Consider the following 24,367-nt stretch of genomic DNA (forward strand, 5'->3'; position numbering starts at 1 on the left):
CCCCCCGCGCCGGCGCGGGGGGGCGGCCGGGGGGGGGGCGCGCCGCGGGGGCCCCGCGCCGCCGCGGGCCCCCCGCCCCGCGGGGGGGGTTGCGGGCCAAGTGGACAGGGGTGCTGTTTTTGCTGCCGCCACTGCTGGCTGTGCCCCTGGGGGTGAAGCTCCCTTGGCCGGTGCGGCTGGCCCACCTGGCGCTGGGGATGGGGGTGACGCTGCTCTTGTGCTGGCCCTGGTATGGAGCCAATTGGCTGTTTGTCTTCAGCAACGGCTGGGCCTATGCCGAGACTGCCCATTACTACGTCACCTGCCCAGCGGGATCCCTCTGCTGGTGGACGGCCTACCTTCGCGTTTTGCCCCTGCAGATGAGCCCTTTTTTGTGCCCCTTGCCGCTGCTTTCGCTCTGGGGATCCCCAAGCCGGCGGGAGACTCTCCTCTGGGGCCTCTACGGCTCGGGCTACTTGCTCTACACCCTGGTAGCCATTAAGGATGTGCGCTTTACGCTGCCGCTGTTGCCCCTGCTGGCCATCCTATCAGCGGGTGGGCTGGACAAAGTCTGGCGGTGGCTGGGGGCGCGCTGGGGGCAAAGGGCACTGCGGCAGGGAGTAGGCCTGAGCCTAGCCTTGGGATCCCTGGCCCTGCTCAACCTGGGGCAGCCCCTCACCCCTGGCGTGGCCCCTCTCTGGAAAGGGATCCAAATGCGCTGGCAGGGGCAGCACCCCCAGCAGGAGCTGACGCGGTGGATTGGATCCCTGGTGCAGCCAGGTTTGGCCACCACCTTAGGCGTTCTTCCCAACACTGAGCTGATTTCGTCCGAGACGCTCAGCTACCTGGCCGCTCTGCAGCGATGGCCAATCACCTTCCGCGGTGCCGGGCAAACCCCTTGGCCGGAGCTGGAGCTGGCGCTCCTGGATGGGTTTGTGGATGCGCCAGGGGAGCAGGGAATTGTCGGCCCCTATGGTCCAGCTAAGGAGCAAATTCGGCAACTCCTAGACAAGAGTCCGGACTGGCAGCAAGAGCATTTTGAACTACAAGCGGTGGGCCGGCTGTACACCTACTTCCCCACCCCGCCCAGGGTTGTGCTGCAAGAGGTGCCTGCTCCAGTAGAGGAAGTGGAGCTGCTGCAGCTCAAGGTCTTCCCAGAGGAAGGGATCCCGGCCTGGCGGCTGCGCTGGCAGGGCCCGGCCCAGGACTTGGCCCAAACGCTAGTCTGGGCGCGGTTGGAAAATCCCCAGGAGCAGATCTTGGCGGAGCAGGCCTGGGTGGTGGGTCAGAACCGCCTGCAACCCCGCACCAGGAGCAATTGGCAGGTAGAGGAAATTTTGACCTTGCCCCTCTGGCCAGAGTCTGCCGGAGAAGAAGGAATCCTCCACCTGGAGTGGCAACCCCCCAAAGGAATGCGCCGGTCGCTAAGACAGCACTGGCGTGGGTCTCCCGGTAGGGAAAAGGGATCCCTTATCCCGCCAGGAGATCTCCTCTTTCCCCTGCGACAGGCAGCTAGGGCGGCTGCGGCTGGGGATCTGGAGGCGCTCTCCCTCTACCTCAACGCCTGGACAACCTTGCAGTATGCCACTTTCGCAACCGACCCGGATCGCATCCTGACACGCCAGCTTCTGGAGGGAGAACAGCAACAGGCTGCTGACCAAGGCCAAATCGAGCGCCAAATTCAAAGCCACTACGAACTGGGCCTAATGGAGGTAGCGCTGCTGCAGCCAGAAGCAGCCCAGCAGCATTTTCAGCGGATTGTCGAGCTGGATCCCGAAGACGATTGGGCACGGGCCTATTTGGCATTTTTACAGGTCTTTTTTACCCATGATATTCGGAGCCTCCAGGGGTTGAAACAAGAGCTGGCGGCTGCAGTCTATCCCCTTTGCCAGAAAGCCAATCTGGATTGGGATTTGAGTTGGCTCTGTGCAGCTCTTTAGGAGGAAGATCCAGATCCATTTGAGAAACTTGAGAAAGCAGGAAATCGGCAAAAGCTTTGGCTACCACCGAGAGGCGCTTGGAGCGCAAATAGACCAAATGCCAAAATCCACGGATGGGAAACTCTTCCACATCCAAAATGGCCAAATGGTGTTGCCAATCCCCCAGAGCCAACACATGCTGAGACAAAACCGAAATGCCCAGCCCGCCAATGATGCCCTGGCGAATGGCTTCGCTACTGCCTATCTCCATGCGGATGTTGAGCTTGAGGTTATGTTTGTCGAAGAGCCGCTCCACTGCCATGCGGGTGCCGGAGCCGGGCTCGCGGGCCAAGAAGGGCTCTTGAGCAATACGGGCCAGGGGGATCCGCTTCTGGCCCACCAAAGGATGGTGAATAGGAGCCATCACCACCAAGGGATTTTCCAGAAAGGGTTGCGCCACTACATCCAAATCTTCCGGCGGCATCCCCATTACATAGAGATCATCCATGTTGTTGCTTAGCCCCTCCAGAACCTGCTGCCGGTTCAGCACCTTGAGGGATACATCGATGCCGGGGTACTGCTGACAAAATAGCCCCAGCAGGCGAGGAATAAAGTACTTAGCAGTGGTGACAACCCCAATGCTCAGCCGTCCCTGTTTTAACCCCTTTAGGTCGGCGAGGGTCATCTCAAATTGGTTCAACTGCTCAAAGATTTTTTGGCAAGTCTGGTACAAAGCTTGCCCCGCCTCTGTGAGATAGAGCCGCTTGCCCACCTGTTCAAACAGCGGCAACCCCACCGATTTGCTCAATTGCTTGATCTGCATGGAAATCGTGGGCTGGGTCAGGTAAAGCTCCTCAGCGGCACGGGTGAAGCTGAGATGACGGGCAGCAACCTCGAAGATTTGTAACTGGTGCAGCGTAATGGCCTTCATGGAGAATCAAGGAGCACTAAAGATTTACTCTTAAATCATAAACCTCAATCTATGACCCTTGGTGAGATTTCCCTGAGGCTATGACCCTTGGCGAGATTTCCCTGAGGGCCCGCCGGCTCGAGCGCGTCTCCGCAGGCTCTTCTTCTGGAGGACGGGGAGGGATTGGCGAGCCGTTCAGCTCTGGGGGAATGCCGAAGGCCAGGTGCCGCCACCCCTGTTTGGGCAGATCCGGAGGAGAAGGGTGCATTGGCTTCATCGGCAGCAAGCCCCACACTGTAATTTTGTTTACTCAAGAGCCAATCAGTGTCGGGATGAAAGCCGTTCCTGCTACAGTTAAGGAGAACAAGTTCAATCTCTGGAGAGTTTCCCGCCGTGGGTCGCACGGTGGCCGCACGCTGAGACCTCTGTACCAACAAGTCTGTGAAGCGTGAAGCCCGTACGCTATCGGTGCGCGCAGCGTGGGTAAGCCATGGTGTGTTGACTCAACGAAGATGAGGGTCGGGAGTCGTTCACGATAAGAAAACACGGTTTTGCGGTGTGGAGCAACCCGTGGTTTTTTCCCGGAGCAGTGCAGATGGCAGTTTACGAAGGCAATTTTGTTCAGACGGGGGATCTGCGTCTGGCCATTGTTATCAGTCGGTTTAACGATTTGATTGCCGGCAAATTGTTGGAGGGGTGCCAGGATGCCCTGAAGCGGCATGGCATCGATGTCAGCTCGGAGAGCCAGCAGGTGGACTATTACTGGGTGCCCGGCAGCTTTGAGGTGCCTGTGGTAGCCCACCAACTGGCCCAGTCCCGCCGTTACGATGCCATCATCTGCTTGGGGGCGGTGATTCGCGGCCAAACCCCTCACTTTGACTATGTGGCAGCAGAGGTGGCCAAGGGGATCGCGGCAGCGAGTTTTCGCACCGGCGTGCCAGTCATTTTCGGGATCCTCACTGCCGATACTCTGCAGCAGGCGCTGGAGCGGGCCGGGATCAAGAACAACAAAGGCTGGGAATACGCCATGAGTGCCCTGGAGATGGCCACCCTGATGCGCCAAGTAGCTCCCCTGTTGCAAGGGAGTGACAGGGCTGGCAACAATGGAGCGGCCTCCCGTCCCTCTCTGCCCGGTGGAGCAGAGGCGCTGCAGCCGGGGGTAACTTTGGAGAGTGCCGCCTACTGACGGCGGGTTAGACGGGTGAGCACCTCGTTGGAGCGCTGCACAAAGGCCCGTGCGGCTGACGGGTCAAAGCTTTTCTGGGTAATCAGCGCCAGATCGTAGATGTGATTGCAGATGAGGTTGACCAGCTCTGGATCCCGCCCCTCCTCGGCCAGAGCCTGCAGGTTTTGGATCAAGGGGTGGGCGGTGTTGAGAACTAGGGTGTGTTCTTCCAGAAACTCTATGGGCTTTTGTTGCAGGATGGCATTGAGCTCCTGCAGGCGCCGCAGCGCCTCCGGCAGCAGGATCATAGCCGGAACTGACTCAGACTTGAGGGCCTCGGCTTTGATCTGCAGCTTCTCTTTGCCCAAAGCCTGACGGAACAGATCCACCAGCTTTTCGCTGCGGGTTTTTTGTGTGATGGGATCGACGAGATCGGCAGCTTTGTCTTTCTGGATCAGCGTCTCGTCCAGCTCGGAATCCACCCGCTTAAATTGGATCCCTTCTTCCCGATACTCCCGCTCCAGGAAGCTGCTGAAATGGCTGTCAATCCAGCTATCCAGCATGATGACCTCCAGGCCCTGGGAGCGGTGCAGGTCGATGTAGGCGCTCTGGGCCGCTTCGTCGGTGGCGTAGTAAACCCGCTTGTTTTGCTTTTCCCGCGTGCGCTCCAGGTATGCTTTGAGGGTCACGTACTCCGGTTTATCGGCAGGGGATCCGGCCACTCGGAAAATGAGAATGTCTTTAATCTGGGCGAAGAACTTGTCGTTGTTCATCGCCCCAAATTTCATGAAGAGGCTGATATCGGGCCAGACCTTGACATATTTTTCGTAGTCTTCTTTGTAAAGCTCGTTGAGGCGATCCGCCACCTTTTTGGCGATGTGATCCCCGATGCGCCTGACGGTGCGATCATTTTGCAGGAAGCTGCGGGAGACGTTGAGGGGAATATCCGGGCTGTCGATGGCACCGCGCAGAGGCAGGAGGAATTTGGGAATGACTTCTTCGCAGTTATCCTGGACAAAAACCTGGTTGCAAAATAGCTTGACCTGGCCCTTGGTGGGATCGATATCCGGGCGCAACTTGGGGAAGTAGAGGATCCCTTGCACGATGAAGGGATAATCCGTGTTGATGTGTACCCAGAAGTGGGGATCCTCTTGGAAGGGATAGAGGTAGCGGTAAAACTCTAGGTAATCCTCATCCTTGAGCTCAGAGGGAGGAGTCTTCCAGAGGGGCTTCTGGCGATTGATGACTTCTCCGTTGAGTTTAATAGGGACGGGAATGAAGTCGCAGTATTTGCGCACCAATTCGCGGATGCGGCTTGGCTCCAGATACTCCTCGCTATCCGGGCTGAGGTAAAGGGTGACGGTGGTGCCGATGGCGGAGCGCTGTGAATCGGAAAGGGTAAAAGTTGGGCTGCCGTCGCAAGACCACTGCACAGGTGTGCTGCCGGGCTGATAGGAAAGGGTGTCGATCTCCACCCGCTGCGCCACCATAAAAGAGGAATAGAATCCCAGGCCAAAGTGGCCAATGATCGCCTGTTCTGCGTCTTTGCCTTTGTACTTTTGAAGGAACTCCTCAGCGCTGGAAAAGGCCACCTGGTTGATGTACTTTTTTACCTCTTCGGCAGTCATACCGATGCCGGTGTCGCTGACCGAGAGGGTCTTGGCCTCTTTGTTGAGCGCGATCACGATCTCCGGCTCCGGGGGATCCGCCACTTCGCCGGCCAGTTTGGCCATCTTGAGCTTGGCAATGGCATCGGCAGCATTGGAGATCAGCTCCCGCAAAAAAATCTCCCGATCCGAATAGAGAGACTGCTTGATGATGGGGAAAATGTTCTCGGTGTGGATGGTGATGGATCCCTGTTCCAGCACAGTCATAGATGGCTCGGCACTTCAACAAGCTCAGTGCCAATCTACAGAGGTAGCAAAGGCCCCGACAAGCTGAACTTTTTCCAGAAATCCGCACCCGCAACCGAACCGGCTCTAGAGCTGAGCCCCTCTGGCCGGACTCTGCGCCTGGTCGATATCAAGGGTAAGCTGGTGGGCCCAATCTTGCCCAACGCGAATGGTGATGTCGGAGTTGAGAACGCCGGTGGATTCCACCCGCAGCTCTCCCAGGCCAAGGGCAGCGCGAACCTGCTTGGCTCCTTCCCGATCCCCGCTTTGGGCGAGGATCTCCGTTTGCGGCAACACCTGGGGGCTGTCTTCGACGGCAAAAACCTGGGTATAGCCCTGTCGAACCAGTTCTTGCACCACGCGGCGGGCCATCCCCGGCTTTCCGGTAGCATTTTGCACAGCTATGCGCAGGCGGTGCGGCGAGATGGGAGCTACTTCCGCCTCCAGGCCAAAGTGGGTCACGGCCAGGCGGCGGATCCCGGCCAAATCTGGCAGCCAGTAGCTGGTGGCAAACTCTCCCGGCTGGCTGAAGCGGCCCGGCAACAGCACCAGGTCGATGCGATCGTCCCCAGAGGTGAGGACGAACTTGGCCAAGCTCAGAACCTCTTCCCAGGTGAGGTTGGTCTCTAGGTGGGTGCGGACGACCTGCAAAACCTTCGGGATGCGCGGCCAGACGGCAGGGGAGAGCAGTTCCCGGCTCAGGGCCCGCAGCAGCTCCTGTTGCCGTTGTACCCGACCGATATCCCCCAAGCCCAGGTGGTCGCGGCGGAAGCGGGCAAAGTGATGGGCTTGTTCGCCATTGAGGCGGTGCCAGCCAGGCTCTAGGTTAATAAACAACTGCTGCGTGTGATCCACATAGTGCATGGGCTCCGGCACATAGACCTCCACACCCCCCACTGCGTCAATCAAAGCTTCCAGGGCCTCGGTATTGAGGCGAACATAGCGGTCAATCGGGATCCCGCCCAGCAAGGTGCTGACCACCTGGGCCACCAGCGCCGGGCCCCCTGCCAAGTTGGCCGCATTGATCTTGGTTACACCAAAGCCAGGCAAGCGCACGCGGGTATCGCGAGGGATGGATAGGACAGTGATCCGCTGCGCCTGTGGATCAAAACGGGCCAAGAGGATGGTGTCGGTGCGGGTGTTGAGACGCTCCCGTTCTGTGGACGAAGGCAGGGTGGGATCCGGGTTGTCGGTGCCGAGGATGAGAATGTGCAAGGATCGATCCAGAGCGGCAGCGCGCAGGGCATCCGGTCGGAAGGCCTCCTGTTCTTTGGCAGTCAGGGAGGTGGGAATCACCTGACGAGGCAGCATCACGGCCAAGAAGGCACCGGCAGAACCTGACAACACAGCCGTGAATCCCAACAACAGCCAGAGGATCCCCTGGCGGATGGCCTGCTGACGAGCGGCGCGGACACGGTCTGGGCGGGGTGGATACTGGAAGGAGGACATCAGGTTGGGCCGAGCCTCGCGGGCGCCTGCAGGAAGGGGTGTACTGTTTAGGGGGTGTTGCCAACCCCACCAATTCAAGGTCATGTTACCGCATCCTTATTCCCTAGGACTGTCCATACCCAACTTCGGCGAGACGGCAGCTTCCCCGGCGGGATCCCTGCAACTGTTGCTGGCGAAGTCGGAGGTGCACCTGTGGCTACAAGTCTTGCCGCCGCTGGCGGAGTTGCTCTCCCAGCTCGACCTTCTTTCCCATGAGGAACGGCAGCGCGCGGAGCGTTTACAGCGGATGGAGGATCGGCGTCGCTTTCTGGGTGGTCGTTTGCTGTTGCGAACCCTGCTTGGCCGCTACAGCGGCCTCCCTCCCCGCGCGATCCCCCTCGGCTACACCGCCGCCGGCAAGCCCTATTGGCCGGATCCACCCCTACCGCTGCAGTTCAACCTCAGCCACTCCCGCGAGCGCGTCCTGGTCGGCCTGATGTGGCAAGCCCGGATCGGGGTGGACTTGGAGTGGATCCGACCCGTGCCCCGCTGGCCACGCATTGCCCGACGCTATTTTTCCGCCGCCGAGCAGGCTCGTCTGTTGGCCTGTCCACCGGCAGAGCGGGAGAGGGTTTTCCTGGAGCTGTGGACGCAGAAAGAGGCTCTCCTGAAAGCCATGGGCGTGGGGCTGGCCAGAGCCAGGGCCGCGGCTGGGGATCCCTGCTGGCTGACCCTGCCCCTGCGGGTTGCCGAGGGCTACGTTGCCGCTGTGGCGATGGAACGACTGGAAGTGGGCGGGCCAGTCCCGACGGTGCAGCTCTGCCAAGGCGCAGATCTCTTCACTCCCGCTTGAACTGCTATCTTGGGTTTTCAGGCCGAGTTTTCATGTTGGGGTTATGTTGCGTGGGTTGCGTTATCTCCTGATATTGAGCCTCTGTCTGGGGATGTCGATCGGCGGGATCCCGCATCCGGCCTGGGCGCGGGATCTGTCGCGGCAAACGCCCCAGGACAAAGCTGTCGAGTTAGGTACTGCCGATAACCAGTTGGTGTTTGTGCCCAAGGAGCTCTTTTTTCGCAACGGCAACCTCTACCGTTTGCACTTGAGCAACCCCAGCCAGTTGAAGCACTATTTCAGCGCCAAAGATTTTGCCGATGCCGTTTGGACTCGCAAGTTGGAAGTGGCCGGCGTGGAAATCAAGGGCCAGATCCGAGAACTGGAGCTGAAGCCAGGTGCGGCAGTGGAGTGGCAGTTTATTCCCCTGAAATCTGGAGTTTATTCTTTGGTCTGTACCATTCCCGGCCACGCCGAAGCGGGCATGATTGGGCAGATTACCATTGGCGACTAGGCTATCTCCTGGGCTAGGGGGGCAAAAGGGGATAGAAAAGAGAAAGACGCTGCCAGGCAAATCGCATGAAAAACCTGCTCAGCCCCATCGTGGAACACTGGACTCGGCGACGCCAGGCAGCCTCTCCTCGCAAGAGCAGGCCCCCCCTGCCGGAGCGGGTTGCCGGCTATACCCTAGCGCTTCTCTCCCTCACTGCTGTTCACGGGATCCGCTACTACAACGAGCCGCAACTGACCGTCGGCAGCCGCTCCCCGCAAACCTTCCTCGCTCCTGCTGCGGCAGAGATCGAAGATGTGGAGGCTACCCAGGCCCGGCAGGCCGAGGCGCGACGGCGCGTGGTGCAAGCCCTCAAAATCAACAGCACCGCCAACGAGAGCATGCGGCAAAATCTGGAGGCTCTCCTGGCAGCGGTGGAGGCCATCCGACAAGAGGCAGGTTCTCTGCCCTATGTTTCTGTCCAATTGCTATCTCTGCCAACGCAGATCTACCTGCGCCAGCTTGCCCCAGAAGAGTGGGAACTCCTTCAGGCTCGTGTCCGACAAGAGGCCATCCGCACCCGTGCAGCCACTCACTCGCTGTCGGAAGAGGTTGCTGGACGTCTGGAGCCGCTTTTTCCAGAGCAGCGGGCCCGGCAAGAGCTGGTCGAGGTTTGGCAGCGGGCCTGGTTGGATGGGGCGGCCACTCAGATGGCGGCCACGGATCCCTATACCCAGTTAATTGCCCAGGTGGAGGCGGCACAACAGCGCTATCGGGCGGCTCTGGCGGCTCTGGAACAGCTCACCCCCCCTGTCGCGGCCACGGTTCTCAACTTAACAGAGACTGAGTGGCAGCAGCTCCAGGGCCTGAGCCGGCGGGTCTTGGAGCGCCTGCAGAAGATAGGCATTGTGGATGGCCTGCCCCGCGAGGTGCGCGCTGAAGGGATCCAAGCCCAACTGGACGAGCTGGCCTTTCCAGGCAGTGCCGCCCAGCGGCAGGAGCTGCAGGGGCTGGTCTATCAGTGGCTGCAGCAGGTGCTGATCCCCAATCTGGAGGTGGATCCGCAGCGCACCGAGCAGCGCATTCGCGCCGAGCTGGAAAAAGTTGAGCCCGTCCTGATCTCGGTTGCGGAAAACCAGGTGATTGTGCGAGCAGATCAGATCATCACCCCCGAGATCTTTTTGATTTTGGATCACTTTGGTTTTACCCAGCGCAGGATCAACGTCTGGGGCCTGGTGGGGGTGGCTGGCGTTATGGGCTTGGGCTTGGCCATTTTCGTCCCCTTGCAGCAACGCTTGCAGCCGGGATTGCGCCGCCGGGATCGGGTGTTGATCCTGATGGTTTCCCTGACTGCTCCGCTTGTGGCAACTTTGTTCAAGCTGGAGTTCAGCTCCTTGCCGGCGGTGGGGCTGTTGCTGGGCAGTTTTTACGGGGCAGGGCTGGGCCTGGTGGTGGTGGTGGGCCAGGCGTTACTTTTGCCGTTGGTCTCCTCTGCCAATCTGCTCACCTTCGCACCCTTGCTTTCCGGCAGTGTGGTGGCCTGCGCCCTGGCCGGGCGCTCCCGCTCTCGGGAAGAGCTGGCCTTGTTGGGAGGAGGGGCGGCGGCGGTGCAGATGCTCACCTATGCGGCTGTTAGCTTGACCACAACTGGCGGCATCGACCTATTGGCGATGGCCTTGGGGGGAGGGATCACGCTGGGGTGGAGCATTGTGGCGCTGGGAGCCAGCCCCTACCTGGAGCGCTTGTTCGACCTAGCCACCCCCATTCGCCTCATCGAGTTGAGCAACCCCAACCGCACCCTGCTGCGGCGGCTGGCGGCAGAAGCCCCCGGCACCTTCCAGCACACCCTGTTTGTAGCCACCTTGGCGGAACGAGCTGCCCAGAAGCTGAACCTCAACGTGGAGTTGGTGCGCACCGGCACCCTCTACCATGACATCGGCAAAATGCTGCAGGCCCGCTACTTCATCGAAAACCAGATGGGCGGCCTCAACCCTCATACGCAACTGGACGATCCCTACCGCAGCGCCCAGATCATCAAGGCCCACGTCAGCGATGGACTGCGCCTGGCCAAGCAGTACAAGTTGCCCACCGCTGTGCGGGCCTTCATTCCCGAACACCAGGGAACAATTTTGATCGCCTATTTCTACCACCAGGCTCGGCTGAAAGCCGGGGATCAGCCGGTGCCCGAGGAGCTGTTCCGCTACGATGGCCCCATCCCCCAGAGCAAGGAGACAGGGGTGGTAATGCTTGCCGATGCTTGTGAGGCGGCCCTGCGCAGCATGACCCTGAGCGACGGCTTTGGCCCTGAGGTGGTTGAGCGGGCCAAGGCTGTTGTCCGCAAAATTGCCCAGGCCCGTTGGCAAGATGGCCAACTGGTCGATAGCGGCCTGACGCTGGAGGATCTGGAGATAGTGGCCGAGGCTTTTGTGGAAGTTTGGCGAGAGTCCAACCACGAGCGCATTCCCTACCCCAGTCCTGCCCCTGCCCCACCCTTGCCTGAGCCCGACTCTGCCCAGGCCGAGATGCCTGTGTTGATGACTCCTTCGACAGGATCCCCCTAGCCTCGGCGAGCTGGGTAGGGAGAGAAAAGTCTAGTTCTAGAGCTCATCCATCGGTACGATAGGGGATCATTTGCGCCGGTGGCGCGTGGCGCTGTTGCGAAGCGAAACAGCTCCAAGGTTTCAGCTTGACCCGCACTCAAGCTCTATGCTCAGGATCCTTTACCATCGTTTTTGGATGGCCTGCTGAATGCCTTATGCAGCTCCTGCTTCCTCCAACCCTCCCAAAGTTTCGGCAGTCCCTATTCAGATCCCGCCTCTTTCCCGGCCTAGCCCTGTCCAACTTTCGCTGGTTATCCCCACCTACAACGAGGCCTCCAGCATTGGCAGCCTAATCCGGCAGTTGTGTGCCCACCTGGACGCAATTCTGCCAGGAGCCTACGAGCTGATTGTGGTAGATGACAACAGCCCGGATTGCACGGCCAAAGTGGCCCAAGAACTACAAGAGGAATTCCCCCAACTGCAGGTTATCTGCCGCCAACACGAACGGGGCCTGGCTACCGCCGTGTTACGGGGATGGCAAGTTGCCCGCGGCGAGGTGCTGGGGGTGATGGATGGAGACTTGCAGCATCCGCCAGAGATCATCCTCAAGTTGTGGCCCCCTATTCAGCAAGGGGCAGACCTGGTGGTGGGCAGCCGCTACGCGGAGTCGGGGGGGGTGAGCCACTGGAACCTGGGCCGGCGCCTCGTCTCCCGGGGAGCCCAGGCTATTGGGCTGGTTTTGCTGCCGGGGGTTTTCAGGCGGGTGTTGGATCCGCTCAGCGGGTTGTTTCTGGTTAGACGCCAAGCCATTGCCGGGATCCCGCTCAGCCCCAAGGGCTACAAGCTCTTGATCGAGGTGCTGGCGCGGGGCCGGGTGAAGACCATAGCTGAGGTCGGCTATATCTTCCAGGAGCGCCAAAACGGCGAGAGCAAAATCCAACTGCAAACCTGCCTCCAGTATCTCCACCACCTTATTGCTCTTCGCTTCTCCCTAGGCCAGATGGGATCCTTTTTGCGCTTTAGCACGGTCGGCCTATCCGGCACGTTTGTGGATATGACGTTGCTGTATCTGTTGCACGATCCCAACAACTTAGGGTGGGATCTGGCTATCAGCAAACTCATCGCCTCTGAGGTGGCCATTCTCAACAACTTCCTCTGGAACGACCTGTGGACCTTTCGCCATGTCACTCGGCTACAGCCAGGCCTCTGGAATCGTCTGAAGCGATTGGTTAAGTTTAATGTCATTTGCCTGATCGGCTTGCTGCTCAACTCTTCGTTGTTGATCTTGCTGAGTGAGCGCCTGGGCATTCACTATCTGTTGGCTAACTTGATTGCAATTGGCATTGTTGTATTTTGGAACTTTTATCTCAACGCTAAACTAAGCTGGCGGGTGGCAGCGAAGTCGGATGCCGAGGGCAGCCAGTCCTGATCCCAGCTTTCGCCCGGGGGCCAGAGGCTAGGTGGAGTTGGGGCGGATCCCTTCCAGGGTGATGATCTCCTGGATAACCGAGCGAACCACAGGAGCCGCCGTTGTCGATCCAAAGGCATCTTCTCCCCGCGGCTCGTCGATCACGGCCAAGATCACGTACTGGGGGCGAAGGGCGGGGAAATAGGCCACAAAACTGGTGATGCGCTTGCCGGGCAGATAGCCTCCCTGCGGCCCTGCTTTCTGGGCCGTGCCTGTTTTGCCGCCGATTTCATATCCCTCGATCTTGGCCGATTGCCCGGTGCCAAAATCCACCACGTCCCGCATTTGGATGCGCACCGCCAGGGTGGCCTGCTCCGACAACACCCGTACCGGCTGGGGTTGGGGGGATCCCCAAACCAAGGTGTCGGTATCCTTTTCAACCAGACCGCGCACCACGTGGGGCCGCACTTTCAGCCCGCCGTTGGCAATGATGCAATGCATGGCGGCCAACTGCAGGGGGGTCAGGGCCAGACCCTGGCCAAAAGCAACGGTGGCCCGCTCCACCGGCACGGTTACGAATTGCCGCAGGGGTTTCAGGCGGCTGGCCGGTTCAAAGGGCAGATCCACGCCGCTGGGCTCGTTAAATCCCAACCGCAGCAGGGCATTGTAATACTGGCGGGGATCCAGCTTGCGCATCAGATGGACCATGCCTACATTGCTCGACTGGCGCAGGATATCGGTGACGCTCATCCAGCCATGGCCTCCCCGCTGCCGGTAGTCGTAGTTTTGGATAGGCCAGCGGCCAATCCAGATCTGTCCCTCGTCGTAGACCCGTTCGTTGGCCGTGAAGGCGCCGGCATCCAGCCCAATGGCGATGTTGATGGGCTTAAAGGTGGATCCCGGCTCGTACAAATCCGTAACGGCCCAGTTGCGAAAGAGGGCAGGGTCATACTCGAAGTAGCGGTTGGGATCGTAGGTGGGCTCGCTCACCAGGGCCAGGATCTCTCCCGTGTGAGGTTGCAGGACGATCACGGTGCCCCGTAGGGCTTGAAACCGTTCCAGTTGCGTTTTCAGGGCGGCGCGGGCAGCCCGCTGCAGCCGCATATCCAGGGTGAGTTGCAGCACCGTCTCCTGGGATTGCAACAGTCCTTCCGGCACTTCGGCCGCCAACAACTGGCCGTAGCCATCGCGGGGAAGGGTGACGGGCTGAACCGTCCGCTCCAGCAAGACCTGTTGAGAGTACTCCAGCCCCGCTTGGCCGCGGTGATCCAGATCGACATAGCCCACCACTTCGGCGGCCATTTCCTTCTGGGGATAGACCCGCTGCCGCTCGCTCACCAGTTCCAGGCCGTCCAGGTACAAAGCCTGAATTTGAGCCGCCACTTCCGGCGACAGCCAGCGCTCCAGCCGTACCGCGTGAGTGGCCGACAACTGCTGAGTCAATTGCTCAACTGGCCGCCGCAGCAGAGGGGCCAGAGCAGTGGCAATCTCCTGGGGGGTACGCTTGCCGAAGAGGCGAGGGTGGGCCCAAAGGGTATAGACAGGGCGATCTACAGCCAACAGCTCCGCCTGCTGCCGAGCTACGGAGTGGCGATCCACAATCGAGCGGCGGGGGAGGAAGGGTCGGAGTTGGGCTCGTTGCTGGGCCTCAGCCCGCTGTTGTAAGAGCGGGCCCTGGTGGTGTTGTAAATAGACCAAACGTGCCCCCACCCCCATTAGAGCACCAGCCAGAACGAGGCCCACCGCCCCGACGCGAAAGTTCAGTTGCCGGGCTGTCGGGATCCGCTCCCCCAAAAGCCACGCCAGCCGGGATCCCTGGGGCCAGTGGCTGGGCGGCCAAGGGGGCCAAGCAGGTCTGCCCCGCTGCCGTTGGGCAAGTTGCCGGCTCCTCTGTCGGGTCTGCAAAGGTTGCTGGCCCAAACCGGCCCCAGACCTGTCTTCCACTGCCACCCCTGTATAGATACCACCGTTAGTTTGCCGCCCATCGCCTTGTCCGGCCAGCCTTCGCCTCATTGGGTGGAAAATCCCTGTTGACGCAACGCTTCAAAGAGGGCGATCGCCACCGCATTGCTGAGATTGAGGCTGCGCACCGGCCCGCTCAAGGGGATCCGCACGCTCGGGTAAGTTTCCAAGAACATGGGATCCAGGCCGCAGCTTTCGCTGCCGAACACCAGCCAGTCTCCGGGCTGATAGGCCACCTCGGTGTAGAGGGCCTTGCCCCGCACGCTAAAGCACCAGAACCGCGCCTCGGGATGGGCTTGCACCAGAGCAGACCAAGAGGGATAGCGATGCAGTTGGACGTGCTCCCAATAGTCCAGCCCTGCCCGCCTGAGGTAGCGATCCGAGAGGCGAAACCCCAAGGGATCCACCAGGTGGAGGGGCGTGCGGGTAGCTGCACAGGTGCGGGCAATGTTCCCCGTGTTGGCTGGGATCTCCGGAGCTACCAAAACAACATGGAAGGGCATGGGCCGCTCTCAATGGCTGCCAAACCCGCGGCTGCCGCCTCCCTTTTTGCCCCCACCTTTGCCCGGCTTGCGGCTGGGCTGCTGTCGCGGCGGCGCTGCAGAACGTCCCCGCCACTGGGGGCCGCCCACCGGCAGTGGGCCTCGTCCACCCGGCATCCCCGGAAGGCCGCCCAGGCTCATGCTGCGCATCATGTCGCGCATGCGCTGAAAATCGCTCACTAGGCGGCTGACATCCTCCAGCTTGTGGCCGGAGCCCAGGGCCACCCGCCGCTTGCGGCTGACGCTGCGGGCCAAGAGGTCGGGGTTGCGGCGCTCTTCGGGGGTCATGGAGTTGATCATGGCCTCGGCACGGGCCAGTTGGTCTTGTCCTTTTTGCAGTTGCTCCTCGCTGATCTTCCCCATCCCCGGCATCAGCCGCAGCAAGTTGGCCAGGGATCCCATGCGCTTGATCAGGCGCATTTGTTTGAGGAAATCGGTGAAATCGAACTGGGCGGTCATCATCTTTTCCGCCATAGCGGCGGCATCTCCCAGGTCAATTGCCTCCTGGGCTTTTTCCACCAGGCTGAGGATGTCTCCCATGCCCAAAATGCGGGAGGCCATGCGATCCGGATAAAAGGGATCCAAAGCCTCCACCTTTTCGCCGACGCCGACGAACTTGATGGGCTGGCCGGACACCTGGCGGATGGAGAGGGCTGCCCCGCCGCGGGTATCGCCGTCTAGCTTGGTGAGGATGGCGCCGGTAAGACCCAGCCGCTCGTGGAAGGCCTGGGTGAGGTTGGCGGCCTCCTGCCCAATCATGGCGTCCACCACCAGCAGGATCTCGTGGGGCTGCACCGCCGCCTTGATCCGCTCCAGCTCCGCCATCATCTCCAGGTCAATCTGCAGGCGACCGGCGGTATCCAAGATAACGTAGTCGTAGCCCTGTTCCCGCGCGGCTGCCACTCCCTGGCGGGCGATCTCGACGGGATCCGTCTTGCCCAGGTCGAAGACAGGAATCTGAATCTGCTGGCCCAGGGTCTTGAGCTGGTCGATGGCCGCCGGACGATAGATGTCGCCGGCCACCAGGAGTGGCCTTTTGCCCTGCTTGCGCAAATACAAAGCCAGCTTGGCACAGGTGGTGGTTTTGCCGGATCCCTGCAGGCCGACCATGAGCACAATGGTGGGGGGCTGCTCCGCCTGGGCAATGGGCACATTCGCCTCCCCCATCACCTTCACCAGCTCGTCGTGGACGATCTTGATAAACTGCTGGTCTGGCGTCACCCCCAGGATGACCTCAGCTCCCAGAGCGGCCTGCCGCACGTCCTCGATAAACTGCTTCACCACCTGGAGGTTGACGTCGGCGTCCAACAGGGCGCGCCGCACCTCCCGCAGGGCTTCCTGAATGTTGGTTTCGGTGATCTTGTCCTGGCCGCGCAGTTTTCTCCAGGCCAGTTCCAACTTCTCGGAGAGGGCATCAAACATGAGCGCTGTTCATCCTGTCAAGGGCTGCTAGGGCATTTCCTACCATAGTTCAATTGGAGCAGCTCCATCTTGGGATCCCGCTACCTGGATCGAGAAAGGCTGGCTACTTTACGAAAGTTTAAGCAACAATAGAAGGCGTCGCTTGCAGACTGGCCATGGTCAGCGTTGCTTCCCGCTCCTACAGCACCACCGACTGGCAGTTGGGCTACCGCTCTTTGTCCCACGAGTACGACTATTGGGTGACAGAGATCGAGGGACGGCTCCCTGAGAGGCTGCAGGGAACCCTATTTCGCAATGGGCCCGGCAAGCTGGAGGCGGGATCCCAGCGCTATGGCCATCCCTTCGACGGCGACGGTATGGTGTGTGCCATCACCTTTGTAGGCGGGCGGGTGCATTTCCGCAACCGGTTTGTGCGCACTCCCGAGTTTGAGGCAGAGGAGAAGGCGGGACGGGTGCTCTACCGCGGCGTGTTCGGCACCCAGAAGCCGGGGGGCTGGTGGGCCAATTTCCTCGATCTGCGCTTCAAAAATCCCGCCAACACCAACGTCATCTACCAAGGCGGCAAGCTGCTAGCGCTTTGGGAGGCCAGCGCCCCCTATCGGCTGAACCCGGCCACCTTGGCCACCGAAGGGATCGAAACCTTTGCCGGTGCCCTTGCCCCCAACCAGCCTTTTACGGCTCATCCCCGCCGGGATCCAGCCACGGGGGATCTCATGGCCTTTGGGGTGCAGACAGGGCCCCCCTCCATACTGGTGTTTTACCGCGTCGACGCCCAAGGACGGCTGGTGGAAAAGCGGGACTACCGCCTGCCCAGCTTTGCCTTTCTGCACGACTTTGTCTGGACTCCCCGCTACTGGATCTTCTTCCAGAACCCGGTGGCCTTTAACCCCTTGCCCTATGTGTTGGGCTGGCAGCCGGCAGGCACCTGCTTGACCTTAAAAAAAGGAGAGCCCACCCGCATCTGGCTATTTCCCCAACAGGGCGAGCCGCTGCAACTGCAAACGGAGCCAGGGTTTGTCTTTCATTTTGTTAACGGCTACGACGTTGGGGATCAGGTGGTGGTCGATGCCGTTCTCTACGAAACCTACCCTGCCCTGGAGCCGGGGGCTGACTACTTGCAAATTGACTTTGCCCAGGTGCCAGCCGGCAAGCTGTGGCGGTTTGAGCTGGATCCCAAGACGGGCAAGGTTAAGCGGGAGCTCCTGCTTGATCGCTCGGTGGAGTTTCCGGCTATTCACCCCGCCCGCATGGGGGGATCCCATCGCTATATCTACATTGGGGCTACCCATGCTCCCGGTTCCAACGCCCCCTTGCAGGCCATTCTTAGGCTAGACACGACAACAGGCCGCAGTGAGCAATACAGCTTTGCCCCGCGCGGCTTTGTGGGAGAGCCGGTATTCATCCCCGATCCTGAGGACGCTGCGGAGGAAGCCGGCTGGATTGTAACAGTGGTCTTTGATGCCGCCAGTCAGCGCTCGCAGGTAGTGATCCTAGAAGCTGCCAACCTGGCAGCCGGCCCGGTGGCGCGGATCCCCTTGCGGCACCATATTCCCTACGGCCTCCACGGCAGCTTCACCCCTCAGACATGGGTAGAGGCGGATCCCAACAAGGGATAGGGGAGGGATCTTGGCATAGCTGGCTTCGTCCTGGGCCGCCGTGCGCAAGCCGAGGAAAGGGTGCGGCTCTGTAGCTCAACATTCTGCAACCTGAACCGGAGCAGTTGCTACTATCGGTTAGACTTCAGCTACAGTGATGACAACTGCTGAACCTCGATGGGTTGGGCGCAGGCCCTGGGCGGGTCTGCTGACGGGAGTAAAAGAGGAAAGCTTGTGGGGCTCGGTAGTGTGTTGAGCGGGTCTTGGGTCAAAGGGAGAGGTAAGCCCCGTTTTGGCAACAGCAGATGTCTTGCACTGCCAGACGAGCGTCGTCGCCGACCGCTAGGCATTCTGGTAAACCTCCTGGATTGACTGCAACGGAACCGTTACGATGTCCTCAGATCTGAGACCTCCCCTCCGAATTGTACGGCCCCCCCGGCCCACCTCAACCAGCGAGCCCAGGGAATCAGCTCAAGAGGTCGGGTCAGCTTCTGGTGGGGGCCTGCCTGTTGCTGCCGCCGCCGCTAGTCTAGAGCAGAAGAAAGCGATGGGAAGAGAGCGACCTTGCCTAGAGCCCATCCCGCCGCCCGGGGAAGAGATGCAGTACCGGGCCATCGGCCTCATCGAGGGGCGGTACATTCCCTCGCCCAACCACTTCACTCGCGGGATTTTGCGCACCTCGGATGGTTTAGATCTCAATGCGGTACTGCTAGGCCGGGTAATGAGCCTGGTGCGCAAGCACCTGAAGCCAGAACGCAACTATTTGTGGGTGGTCTATCCCCGCACCCGCGACAAGAGCCAAGATCTGCATGTACAATTGATGGGAGTGTGGGCCCCAGAAGAAATGGGGCAAACCCTGCCAGAGGGATCCCGTCCGACGGTGGTGCCGGACTGGTTTTCCATTCGCGGCGAGGTCGTCTTCCAATCGCAGGAAAAAGGGTTCATTATCGTCAAAATCCGTCAATCCAGCAAAAAGAACTCCGCCAGCTCTTCCCCTCAGCGGGCCCAGACGGCAAAGGGCACTGCGTCTCCTGCAGCAACAGCTCCCAAGCCTCAGGCTTTTAAACTGCGCCTGATCGGATCCTTGCCGGGCAAAGGAGTGGGCACCTTCTGGGATCTACAGGTGCGCCGCCGCGGATCCCTGCTCTACGTGGAGGCAGGAACTCCTGTCGGCCCTGTGCTCAAAGCGCCGCCACGCCCAAAGCGTTCAACTCCCCGCCCCAAACTCAAGAAACACTCTCCCCCCCCCACTCGCGGGCAACAGCCAAAGTCCGCTCAACCCTATCCGCCCTCGGATCCCGCCAAAGCACCCAAACCAGCTAAGCCGGTCAAGAAAAAACTTCTATAGCCTCCATTCCTGGATACGAATTTGTCTCGACTGCGCTTCTGATATTGACCTCGTTGTAATAGGCCTTTCACCGTGTGGTTGCGACATGACAGAATCAAACCCTTCTCACAACAAGGATGAATTTATTTCCCCTCGCTATCCCTACTGGGGTGAGGTGAAGCCACAGAACTTAATTTTCGATGCCAATCTCCAGGAATTTAGCAATAAGGTGTCGCTGATTTGTGGCTTAGAAACAGGGGGCAAGATTACCCCGGAAGAGGCCTATCGCCAAATTAAACAACTGTGGAAACAGCTCAAAGAAACCAAAAAATCCATCCTCGACGATCCCAGGTGGAATGAACCTCCTCCCGAGTTGCCGGAGGAAGAATAGCAGGCCGGATCCTCCAGCTCGAACCCCTTTTTAACTTAACCGCAAACAGTGTACACTGAGCGCGGATCCCAGGCCTATTCAGGGGACATGAGGACTTTTCCTTCTCCGGAGGTGCTCCGTCGGCTGCCGGCTGGGGCTGCTGATGGGGCTATTATTCTGGGCACGTTGGTTCTCCTGGCCTTGGTGGCGCAGGTGGGGACGGGGGCTTTTGAGCAGTTTCAGCCGCCGGCGGTGGTGCCTCAGATCGACTTGGATCCGCGCAACCTGCCCTACTACGCCGCCCGCTCCACCTTGCGCATGTTCATCGCCCTCTTCTTTTCCACCCTTTTTACCCTGATCTACGGGTATATCGCCGCCAAAAGCCGCTGGGCGGAGCGAATTTTGATCCCTTTGCTGGACATCCTGCAATCGGTGCCGGTGTTGGGGTTTCTCTCCATTACCGTTACCGGCTTCATCGCACTTTTTCCCGGCAGCCTGCTGGGTCTGGAGGCGGCTTCTATCTTCGCCATCTTCACCAGCCAGGTTTGGAACATGACTTTTTCCTTTTACCAATCCTTGCGCACCCTGCCGCAGGAGCTGGTGGAAGCGGCTACCCTCTACCGCTTGTCGGGCTGGCAGCGCTTCATCCAGTTGGAAGTGCCGGCGGCGATGGTGGGCCTCATCTGGAACGCCATGATGAGTTTTGGCGGGGGATGGTTCTTTGTGGCCGCCAGCGAGGCCATCAGCGTGCTTAACCAGGAGTACACCCTGCCCGGCCTGGGATCCTATGTGGAAGCCGCCATTCAAGCTGAAGATCTGCCCAAGTTGGGCTGGGCGCTTTTGACCATGGCGGTGGTGATCCTGCTGGTGGATCAGCTCTTCTGGCGGCCTCTGGTGGCCTGGTCGGATAAGTTTCGCCTGGAGCAGAGCGCCGGTGCGGCTGCCCCGGAGTCGTGGCTGTATGATCTGCTAACCACAGCACGGATCCCGCGGTTGCTGGGCAATTGGCTGGCTCCCTTCCGAGAATTGGCGGATCGGCTGTTGTCCTATTTAACTCGCCCGCGCTGGGGGGATCCACCCAATCCCGAGGCGGAGCGACGCCGCGAGCGGCTGTTGACTCAGCTCTCTTGGCTGGCCATTGGCGGGATCGGGATTTGGATTGTTCATTTTGTGTCCACCACCGTGGGTTTCGGGGAGGTGCTGCTGACCTTTGGGCTGGGGATCCTCACCCTGCTGCGGGTCAGCGTGCTGTTGGTTTTCGCCACCGTGATCTGGACGCCGATCGGAGTGGCCATCGGCTTTAATCCACGCCTGGCAAAGTTGCTGCAGCCGGTGGTGCAATTTCTGGCAGCTTTTCCGGCCAATTTCCTCTTTCCATTTGCCACGCTGTTTTTCATCCGCACCCAAATTAGCATTGAGTGGGGCAGCATTTTGCTGATGTCGTTGGGAGCGCAGTGGTACATTCTCTTTAACTCCATTGCCGGCGCCCAGAGCATTCCCACAGATTTGCGCGAGATGGCCGTGGACGTGGGCTTGCGGGGATGGCAGCTCTGGCAAAAGCTGATTATTCCGGGGATCTTTTCTGCCTGGGTTACCGGGGGGATCACGGCCAGCGGCGGCGCTTGGAACGCTAGCATTGTCTCGGAGATCGTGGCCTGGGGATCCACCACTCTCAAGGCTACGGGATTGGGCACCTATATCGCTGAGGCAACGGCGGTGGGAGATTGGCCCCGCATTACTTTGGGCATTGGCATGATGAGCTTGTTTGTGGTGGGCATCAATCGCCTTTTCTGGCGGCGGTTGTATCAATTGGCAGAAGAAAAATATCACCTTTAATCTTTGAGGCTATCTGATATGAGTTCTGCAGCTTCTCCGGTTCTGATCGAAGTTGAGAGGGTCTACAAGCGCTTTCCTTTGCCGGAGGGCAAGGGCGAGTTTACGGTTTTAAGCCAGATAGATTTGCAAGTGCGGGCAGGGGAAGTTTTGGCTTTGTTGGGCCGCAGCGGCAGCGGCAAAAGCACCCTGCTGCGCATCATGGCGGGCCTGATCCCGCCTAGCGAAGGGCGAGTGTTGAGCAATGGACGTCCTCTGCGGGGCCCCAACCCGGATGTGGCCATGGTGTTTCAGAGTTTTGCTCTCTTGCCCTGGCTGACGGTGCAGGAAAATGTGGAGCTGGGGCTGCAGGCTCAAGGGATCCCGCGCGAGATCCGGCGGCAAAGGGCCCTCAAGGCCATCGACCTGGTGGGCCTGGATGGGTTCGAGAACGCCTACCCCAAGGAACTCTCGGGGGGCATGAAGCAGCGGGTGGGCTTTGCCCGCGCCTTTGTTCTAGAGCCCAAGGTGCTGTTTATGGACGAGCCCTTCAGCGCTCTGGACGTGCTGACGGCGGAGAACCTGCGGGGGGAGATCGACGAGCTCTGGAACACCCAGGCCTTCCCTTCCCAGAGCATTCTCATCGTTACCCACAACATCGAAGAGGCCGTGTTTTTGGCGGATCGGGTGGTGATCCTGGGATCCAAGCCGGGGCGGATCCGGGGAGAGGTGAAGATCGACCTGCCGCGGCCCCACGAACGTACGGATCCTCGATTTAAGTCCCTGGTGGACTACATCTACGAGATCATGACCAATCCGGAGATCCCGGTAACCGGCGAGGTGGCTGCCCCCACTTCGGTAAGCAGTAGGGCAACTTCTCCCTACGCGCTGCCCCTGCCCCATGCGCGGGTGGGCGGCATCAGTGGTTTGCTGGAGCTGATTGTGGAATGGCCGCAGGCACGGGTAGAGATTGCCGAGCTGGCCGAGCGGCTGCAACTGGCGGTGGATGACTTGCTGCCGATTTTGGATGCGGCGGTGCTGTTGGGCTTTGCCGAGGTAAGCGGCAGGGTGGTACAACTGACCGAGATCGGCCAAGACTTTGCCAACACCACCATCTTGCGCAGCAAGGATCTCTTCCGACAGCAGCTTTTGGCACGGGTGCCGGTCTTCAAGAGCATCCTGCAGACGCTGGAAGAAAAAAACAGCCGCTCCATGCGGGCGGACTTCTTCTTGGATCTCTGGGACGAACATTTTCCCCACGAGGAAGCTGAGCGGCAGTTTGCTACAGCCGTTGACTGGGGGCGCTATGCGGAGCTCTTTGAGTACGATGCCTCGGAAGAGCGGCTGTATCTCCCGGATCCCAGCGAAAGCTCCGCCGCTTCTGAGCCTGTCGGCGTTGATTCCCGTTCTGGCTAGGGCCAGCTTGGCTTTGCCTTTTATCTCTAGCCTCTGTTCAAAGGGAGAAGAGAACTAGGGATCGACGCGACGAGCCATTTTGCTGCCACCGGCCATGCCTACTCGTAAATCCAGCTTTGGGTGGCGGGCGTCCAGCTTACCAGCTCGGATTCCTGGAACCAAAGGGCGATCTCCCGTTGGGCGGTCTCGGGGCCATCGGAGCCATGGACGAGGTTGCGGCCAATATCAATGCCAAAATCACCGCGGATGGTGCCCGGCTCGGCGTCCAAAGGGTTGGTCTTGCCAATGAGCTTGCGAGCGGCAGCAATCACCCCTTTGCCCTGCCAGACCATGGCCACCACCGGCCCTGAGGTGATGAACTTCACCAAACCGGGGAAGAAGGGGCGCTCCTTGTGTTCAGCGTAGTGGGCTTCCGCCAGCTCTTGGCTTACCTGCACCAGCTTTAGGCCCACCAATTGGTAGCCCCGGCTTTCCAGGCGCTGGATGATGGTGCCCACCAGACCCCGCTGCACGCCGTCTGGCTTAATGGCGATAAAGGTGCGCTCCATGGGATCTCCCCTTGTTGTTACTCATCTTCACCGTTATCCTTGTACCGGATTGGGGATCCCCAGTGCAAGGGTGTCTAGGAGCTCACCACCGCCAACGTTAGGAATATAGCCCCCACTATTGCAATCATCCAGCCGGCACTGCGGATTAAGCCAGGGATCCTCTCTGCCCAGGTTTCAGCCGCCCAGAGGGCAAGGAGCGCTACCCCATATTGAACGGTGCTCAACCCCAGCAGATAGCCCAGCCAGGGCATGGGTTCGGCACCGATGATCGCTTCGGCATAGGCATAGCCATGGAATAGCCCCGCCAGGGATCCCCACAGCAGCAAAAGCCAACTTGGGATCTGCCGCGATTGAACCAGCAGTAGGCCAAAGAGAACTATGGAGCAGGCAATAGCCAACTCCGTCAGCCCCAGGGGATCCCAGCCGGCCAGGTGGATCCCGGTGCCCACCAGACCGGCCAGCACAAAGCCCAGCGGGATCCCATAGCGCCAGGGCTGCCCTGCCGCAATGAGACCAATGGCCACCACAAAGGCCAGGTGATCTAAGCCAATAACAGGGTGAGCCAGCCCCGAGAGAAATCCTTCCCATCCTGTGGCCGGCAATCTCCCGCCCAAAACGTGGTGAGCAAGAGCCGGCCCAGAGGTCAGCCAGGCGATCCCTGCTCCCATGCCAACGGCCCAGTTGCGTCCCACTGGAGCAGGCAAGGCCAAAGGTCGCTGCCACTGCCAAAACATGCTTTTTGCTCCCTCACGATTGAACCTATGCGAAGGGGTCTAAGCTTGCTGTACCCATTTCTTTTCTAGTCTTCAA

The 24,367-nt window shown here is 60.0% G+C and carries 19 protein-coding genes; 11 read left to right on the forward strand and 8 right to left on the reverse strand.

Annotated features, from left to right (window positions below):
• A partial coding sequence (locus tag NW852_RS12950) for a hypothetical protein (protein ID WP_414426807.1) occupies positions 1-1,919 on the forward strand: 1,919 nt, incomplete at its 5' end.
• On the opposite strand, the gene NW852_RS12955 is transcribed toward NW852_RS12950, so the two are convergent.
• Positions 1,801-2,829 (reverse strand): LysR substrate-binding domain-containing protein, encoded by a 1,029-nt coding sequence (locus tag NW852_RS12955; protein ID WP_414364666.1) that lies wholly within the window; start codon positions 2,827-2,829, stop codon positions 1,801-1,803. The genes NW852_RS12950 and NW852_RS12955 overlap by 119 nt on opposite strands.
• A gap of 574 nt (positions 2,830-3,403) precedes the next feature.
• Here NW852_RS12955 and ribH point away from each other — a divergent pair.
• Positions 3,404-3,994: a 6,7-dimethyl-8-ribityllumazine synthase gene (ribH, locus tag NW852_RS12960; protein ID WP_414372665.1), complete on the forward strand. Its 591-nt coding sequence runs from the start codon at positions 3,404-3,406 to the stop codon at positions 3,992-3,994.
• On the opposite strand, the gene htpG is transcribed toward ribH, so the two are convergent.
• Positions 3,988-5,847 carry a molecular chaperone HtpG gene (gene htpG, locus NW852_RS12965; RefSeq protein ID WP_414372663.1) on the reverse strand — a complete coding sequence of 620 codons (1,860 nt, stop codon included), beginning with the start codon at positions 5,845-5,847 and terminating at the stop codon, positions 3,988-3,990. The genes ribH and htpG overlap by 7 nt on opposite strands.
• Before the next feature lie 105 nt (positions 5,848-5,952).
• A complete protein-coding gene (locus NW852_RS12970) occupies positions 5,953-7,398 on the reverse strand; it encodes an LCP family protein (RefSeq protein ID WP_414364670.1) in 1,446 nt (481 codons plus the stop codon).
• Between NW852_RS12970 and NW852_RS12975 the strand changes: the two genes are divergently transcribed.
• The 4 genes from NW852_RS12975 to NW852_RS12990 all read left to right on the forward strand — a co-directional run bounded on the left by NW852_RS12975 (position 7,397) and on the right by NW852_RS12990 (position 12,584).
• On the forward strand, positions 7,397-8,146 hold the full coding sequence (locus tag NW852_RS12975; protein ID WP_414372659.1) for a 4'-phosphopantetheinyl transferase family protein: 750 nt from the start codon (positions 7,397-7,399) through the stop codon (positions 8,144-8,146). The two genes, NW852_RS12970 and NW852_RS12975, sit on opposite strands and share 2 nt — an antisense overlap.
• A gap of 91 nt (positions 8,147-8,237) precedes the next feature.
• A complete protein-coding gene (locus NW852_RS12980; protein WP_414334936.1) occupies positions 8,238-8,639 on the forward strand; it encodes a plastocyanin/azurin family copper-binding protein in 402 nt (133 codons plus the stop codon).
• 65 nt (positions 8,640-8,704) lie between these two features.
• A complete protein-coding gene (locus tag NW852_RS12985; protein ID WP_414372657.1) occupies positions 8,705-11,176 on the forward strand; it encodes an HD family phosphohydrolase in 2,472 nt (823 codons plus the stop codon).
• A gap of 187 nt (positions 11,177-11,363) precedes the next feature.
• The gene (locus NW852_RS12990; protein ID WP_414364677.1) at positions 11,364-12,584 is read left to right on the forward strand and encodes a glycosyltransferase; all 1,221 of its coding nucleotides are present in this window, start codon (positions 11,364-11,366) and stop codon (positions 12,582-12,584) included.
• Positions 12,585-12,611: 27 nt separating this feature from the next.
• Here NW852_RS12990 and NW852_RS12995 read toward each other — a convergent pair whose 3' ends face one another.
• The 3 genes from NW852_RS12995 to ffh form a co-directional block, all read right to left on the reverse strand.
• Complete coding sequence (locus NW852_RS12995; protein ID WP_414426808.1) at positions 12,612-14,507, reverse strand: peptidoglycan D,D-transpeptidase FtsI family protein; 1,896 nt, start codon at positions 14,505-14,507, stop codon at positions 12,612-12,614.
• Between the two features lie 65 nt (positions 14,508-14,572).
• A complete protein-coding gene (locus NW852_RS13000) occupies positions 14,573-15,028 on the reverse strand; it encodes a tRNA (cytidine(34)-2'-O)-methyltransferase (RefSeq protein ID WP_414364681.1) in 456 nt (151 codons plus the stop codon).
• A gap of 9 nt (positions 15,029-15,037) precedes the next feature.
• On the reverse strand, positions 15,038-16,489 hold the full coding sequence (ffh, locus tag NW852_RS13005; RefSeq protein ID WP_414372652.1) for a signal recognition particle protein: 1,452 nt from the start codon (positions 16,487-16,489) through the stop codon (positions 15,038-15,040).
• 155 nt (positions 16,490-16,644) lie between these two features.
• Here ffh and NW852_RS13010 point away from each other — a divergent pair, with 155 nt between their 5' ends.
• From NW852_RS13010 to NW852_RS13030, 5 genes are all read left to right on the forward strand, one after another.
• A complete protein-coding gene (locus NW852_RS13010) occupies positions 16,645-18,105 on the forward strand; it encodes a carotenoid oxygenase family protein (RefSeq protein ID WP_414372650.1) in 1,461 nt (486 codons plus the stop codon).
• A 577-nt stretch (positions 18,106-18,682) separates the two neighbouring features.
• Positions 18,683-19,432: a hypothetical protein gene (locus NW852_RS13015; protein ID WP_414426809.1), complete on the forward strand. Its 750-nt coding sequence runs from the start codon at positions 18,683-18,685 to the stop codon at positions 19,430-19,432.
• An 85-nt stretch (positions 19,433-19,517) separates the two neighbouring features.
• Positions 19,518-19,802, forward strand: coding sequence for a hypothetical protein (locus NW852_RS13020; protein ID WP_414372646.1), 285 nt, complete (start codon positions 19,518-19,520; stop codon positions 19,800-19,802).
• Positions 19,803-19,889: 87 nt separating this feature from the next.
• A complete protein-coding gene (locus tag NW852_RS13025; RefSeq protein WP_414426810.1) occupies positions 19,890-21,617 on the forward strand; it encodes an ABC transporter permease in 1,728 nt (575 codons plus the stop codon).
• A gap of 18 nt (positions 21,618-21,635) precedes the next feature.
• On the forward strand, positions 21,636-23,009 hold the full coding sequence (locus NW852_RS13030) for a nitrate/sulfonate/bicarbonate ABC transporter ATP-binding protein (protein ID WP_414372642.1): 1,374 nt from the start codon (positions 21,636-21,638) through the stop codon (positions 23,007-23,009).
• Positions 23,010-23,107: 98 nt separating this feature from the next.
• Here the strand turns inward: NW852_RS13030 and ndk are convergent, their stop codons facing one another.
• Positions 23,108-23,557, reverse strand: coding sequence for a nucleoside-diphosphate kinase (ndk, locus tag NW852_RS13035; RefSeq protein WP_414335826.1), 450 nt, complete (start codon positions 23,555-23,557; stop codon positions 23,108-23,110).
• A 74-nt stretch (positions 23,558-23,631) separates the two neighbouring features.
• The gene (locus NW852_RS13040; RefSeq protein ID WP_414372640.1) at positions 23,632-24,291 is read right to left on the reverse strand and encodes a HupE/UreJ family protein; all 660 of its coding nucleotides are present in this window, start codon (positions 24,289-24,291) and stop codon (positions 23,632-23,634) included.
• Positions 24,292-24,367 lie beyond the last annotated feature (76 nt).

The sequence above is a fragment of the Synechococcus sp. H60.1 genome (assembly GCF_047462335.1).
Classification (GTDB): Bacteria; Cyanobacteriota; Cyanobacteriia; order Thermostichales; family Thermostichaceae; genus Thermostichus.

Bases quoted from the DNA above. Each gene is read 5' to 3' on its own strand.
- NW852_RS13020 (WP_414372646.1), top strand. From the start codon at position 19,518: ATGACAGAATCAAACCCTTCTCACAACAAGGATGAATTTATTTCCCCT.
- NW852_RS13030 (WP_414372642.1), top strand. From the start codon at position 21,636: ATGAGTTCTGCAGCTTCTCCGGTTCTGATCGAAGTTGAGAGGGTCTAC.
- ribH (WP_414372665.1), top strand. From the start codon at position 3,404: ATGGCAGTTTACGAAGGCAATTTTGTTCAGACGGGGGATCTGCGTCTG.
- ndk (WP_414335826.1), bottom strand. From the start codon at position 23,557: ATGGAGCGCACCTTTATCGCCATTAAGCCAGACGGCGTGCAGCGGGGT.
- NW852_RS13025 (WP_414426810.1), top strand. From the start codon at position 19,890: ATGAGGACTTTTCCTTCTCCGGAGGTGCTCCGTCGGCTGCCGGCTGGG.
- NW852_RS12990 (WP_414364677.1), top strand. From the start codon at position 11,364: ATGCCTTATGCAGCTCCTGCTTCCTCCAACCCTCCCAAAGTTTCGGCA.
- NW852_RS12975 (WP_414372659.1), top strand. From the start codon at position 7,397: ATGTTACCGCATCCTTATTCCCTAGGACTGTCCATACCCAACTTCGGC.
- NW852_RS12980 (WP_414334936.1), top strand. From the start codon at position 8,238: ATGTCGATCGGCGGGATCCCGCATCCGGCCTGGGCGCGGGATCTGTCG.
- NW852_RS12985 (WP_414372657.1), top strand. From the start codon at position 8,705: ATGAAAAACCTGCTCAGCCCCATCGTGGAACACTGGACTCGGCGACGC.
- NW852_RS12955 (WP_414364666.1), bottom strand. From the start codon at position 2,829: ATGAAGGCCATTACGCTGCACCAGTTACAAATCTTCGAGGTTGCTGCC.
- NW852_RS13015 (WP_414426809.1), top strand. From the start codon at position 18,683: ATGCAGTACCGGGCCATCGGCCTCATCGAGGGGCGGTACATTCCCTCG.
- NW852_RS13010 (WP_414372650.1), top strand. From the start codon at position 16,645: ATGGTCAGCGTTGCTTCCCGCTCCTACAGCACCACCGACTGGCAGTTG.
- NW852_RS12970 (WP_414364670.1), bottom strand. From the start codon at position 7,398: ATGACCTTGAATTGGTGGGGTTGGCAACACCCCCTAAACAGTACACCC.
- NW852_RS13000 (WP_414364681.1), bottom strand. From the start codon at position 15,028: ATGCCCTTCCATGTTGTTTTGGTAGCTCCGGAGATCCCAGCCAACACG.
- ffh (WP_414372652.1), bottom strand. From the start codon at position 16,489: ATGTTTGATGCCCTCTCCGAGAAGTTGGAACTGGCCTGGAGAAAACTG.
- NW852_RS13040 (WP_414372640.1), bottom strand. From the start codon at position 24,291: ATGTTTTGGCAGTGGCAGCGACCTTTGGCCTTGCCTGCTCCAGTGGGA.
- htpG (WP_414372663.1), bottom strand. From the start codon at position 5,847: ATGACTGTGCTGGAACAGGGATCCATCACCATCCACACCGAGAACATT.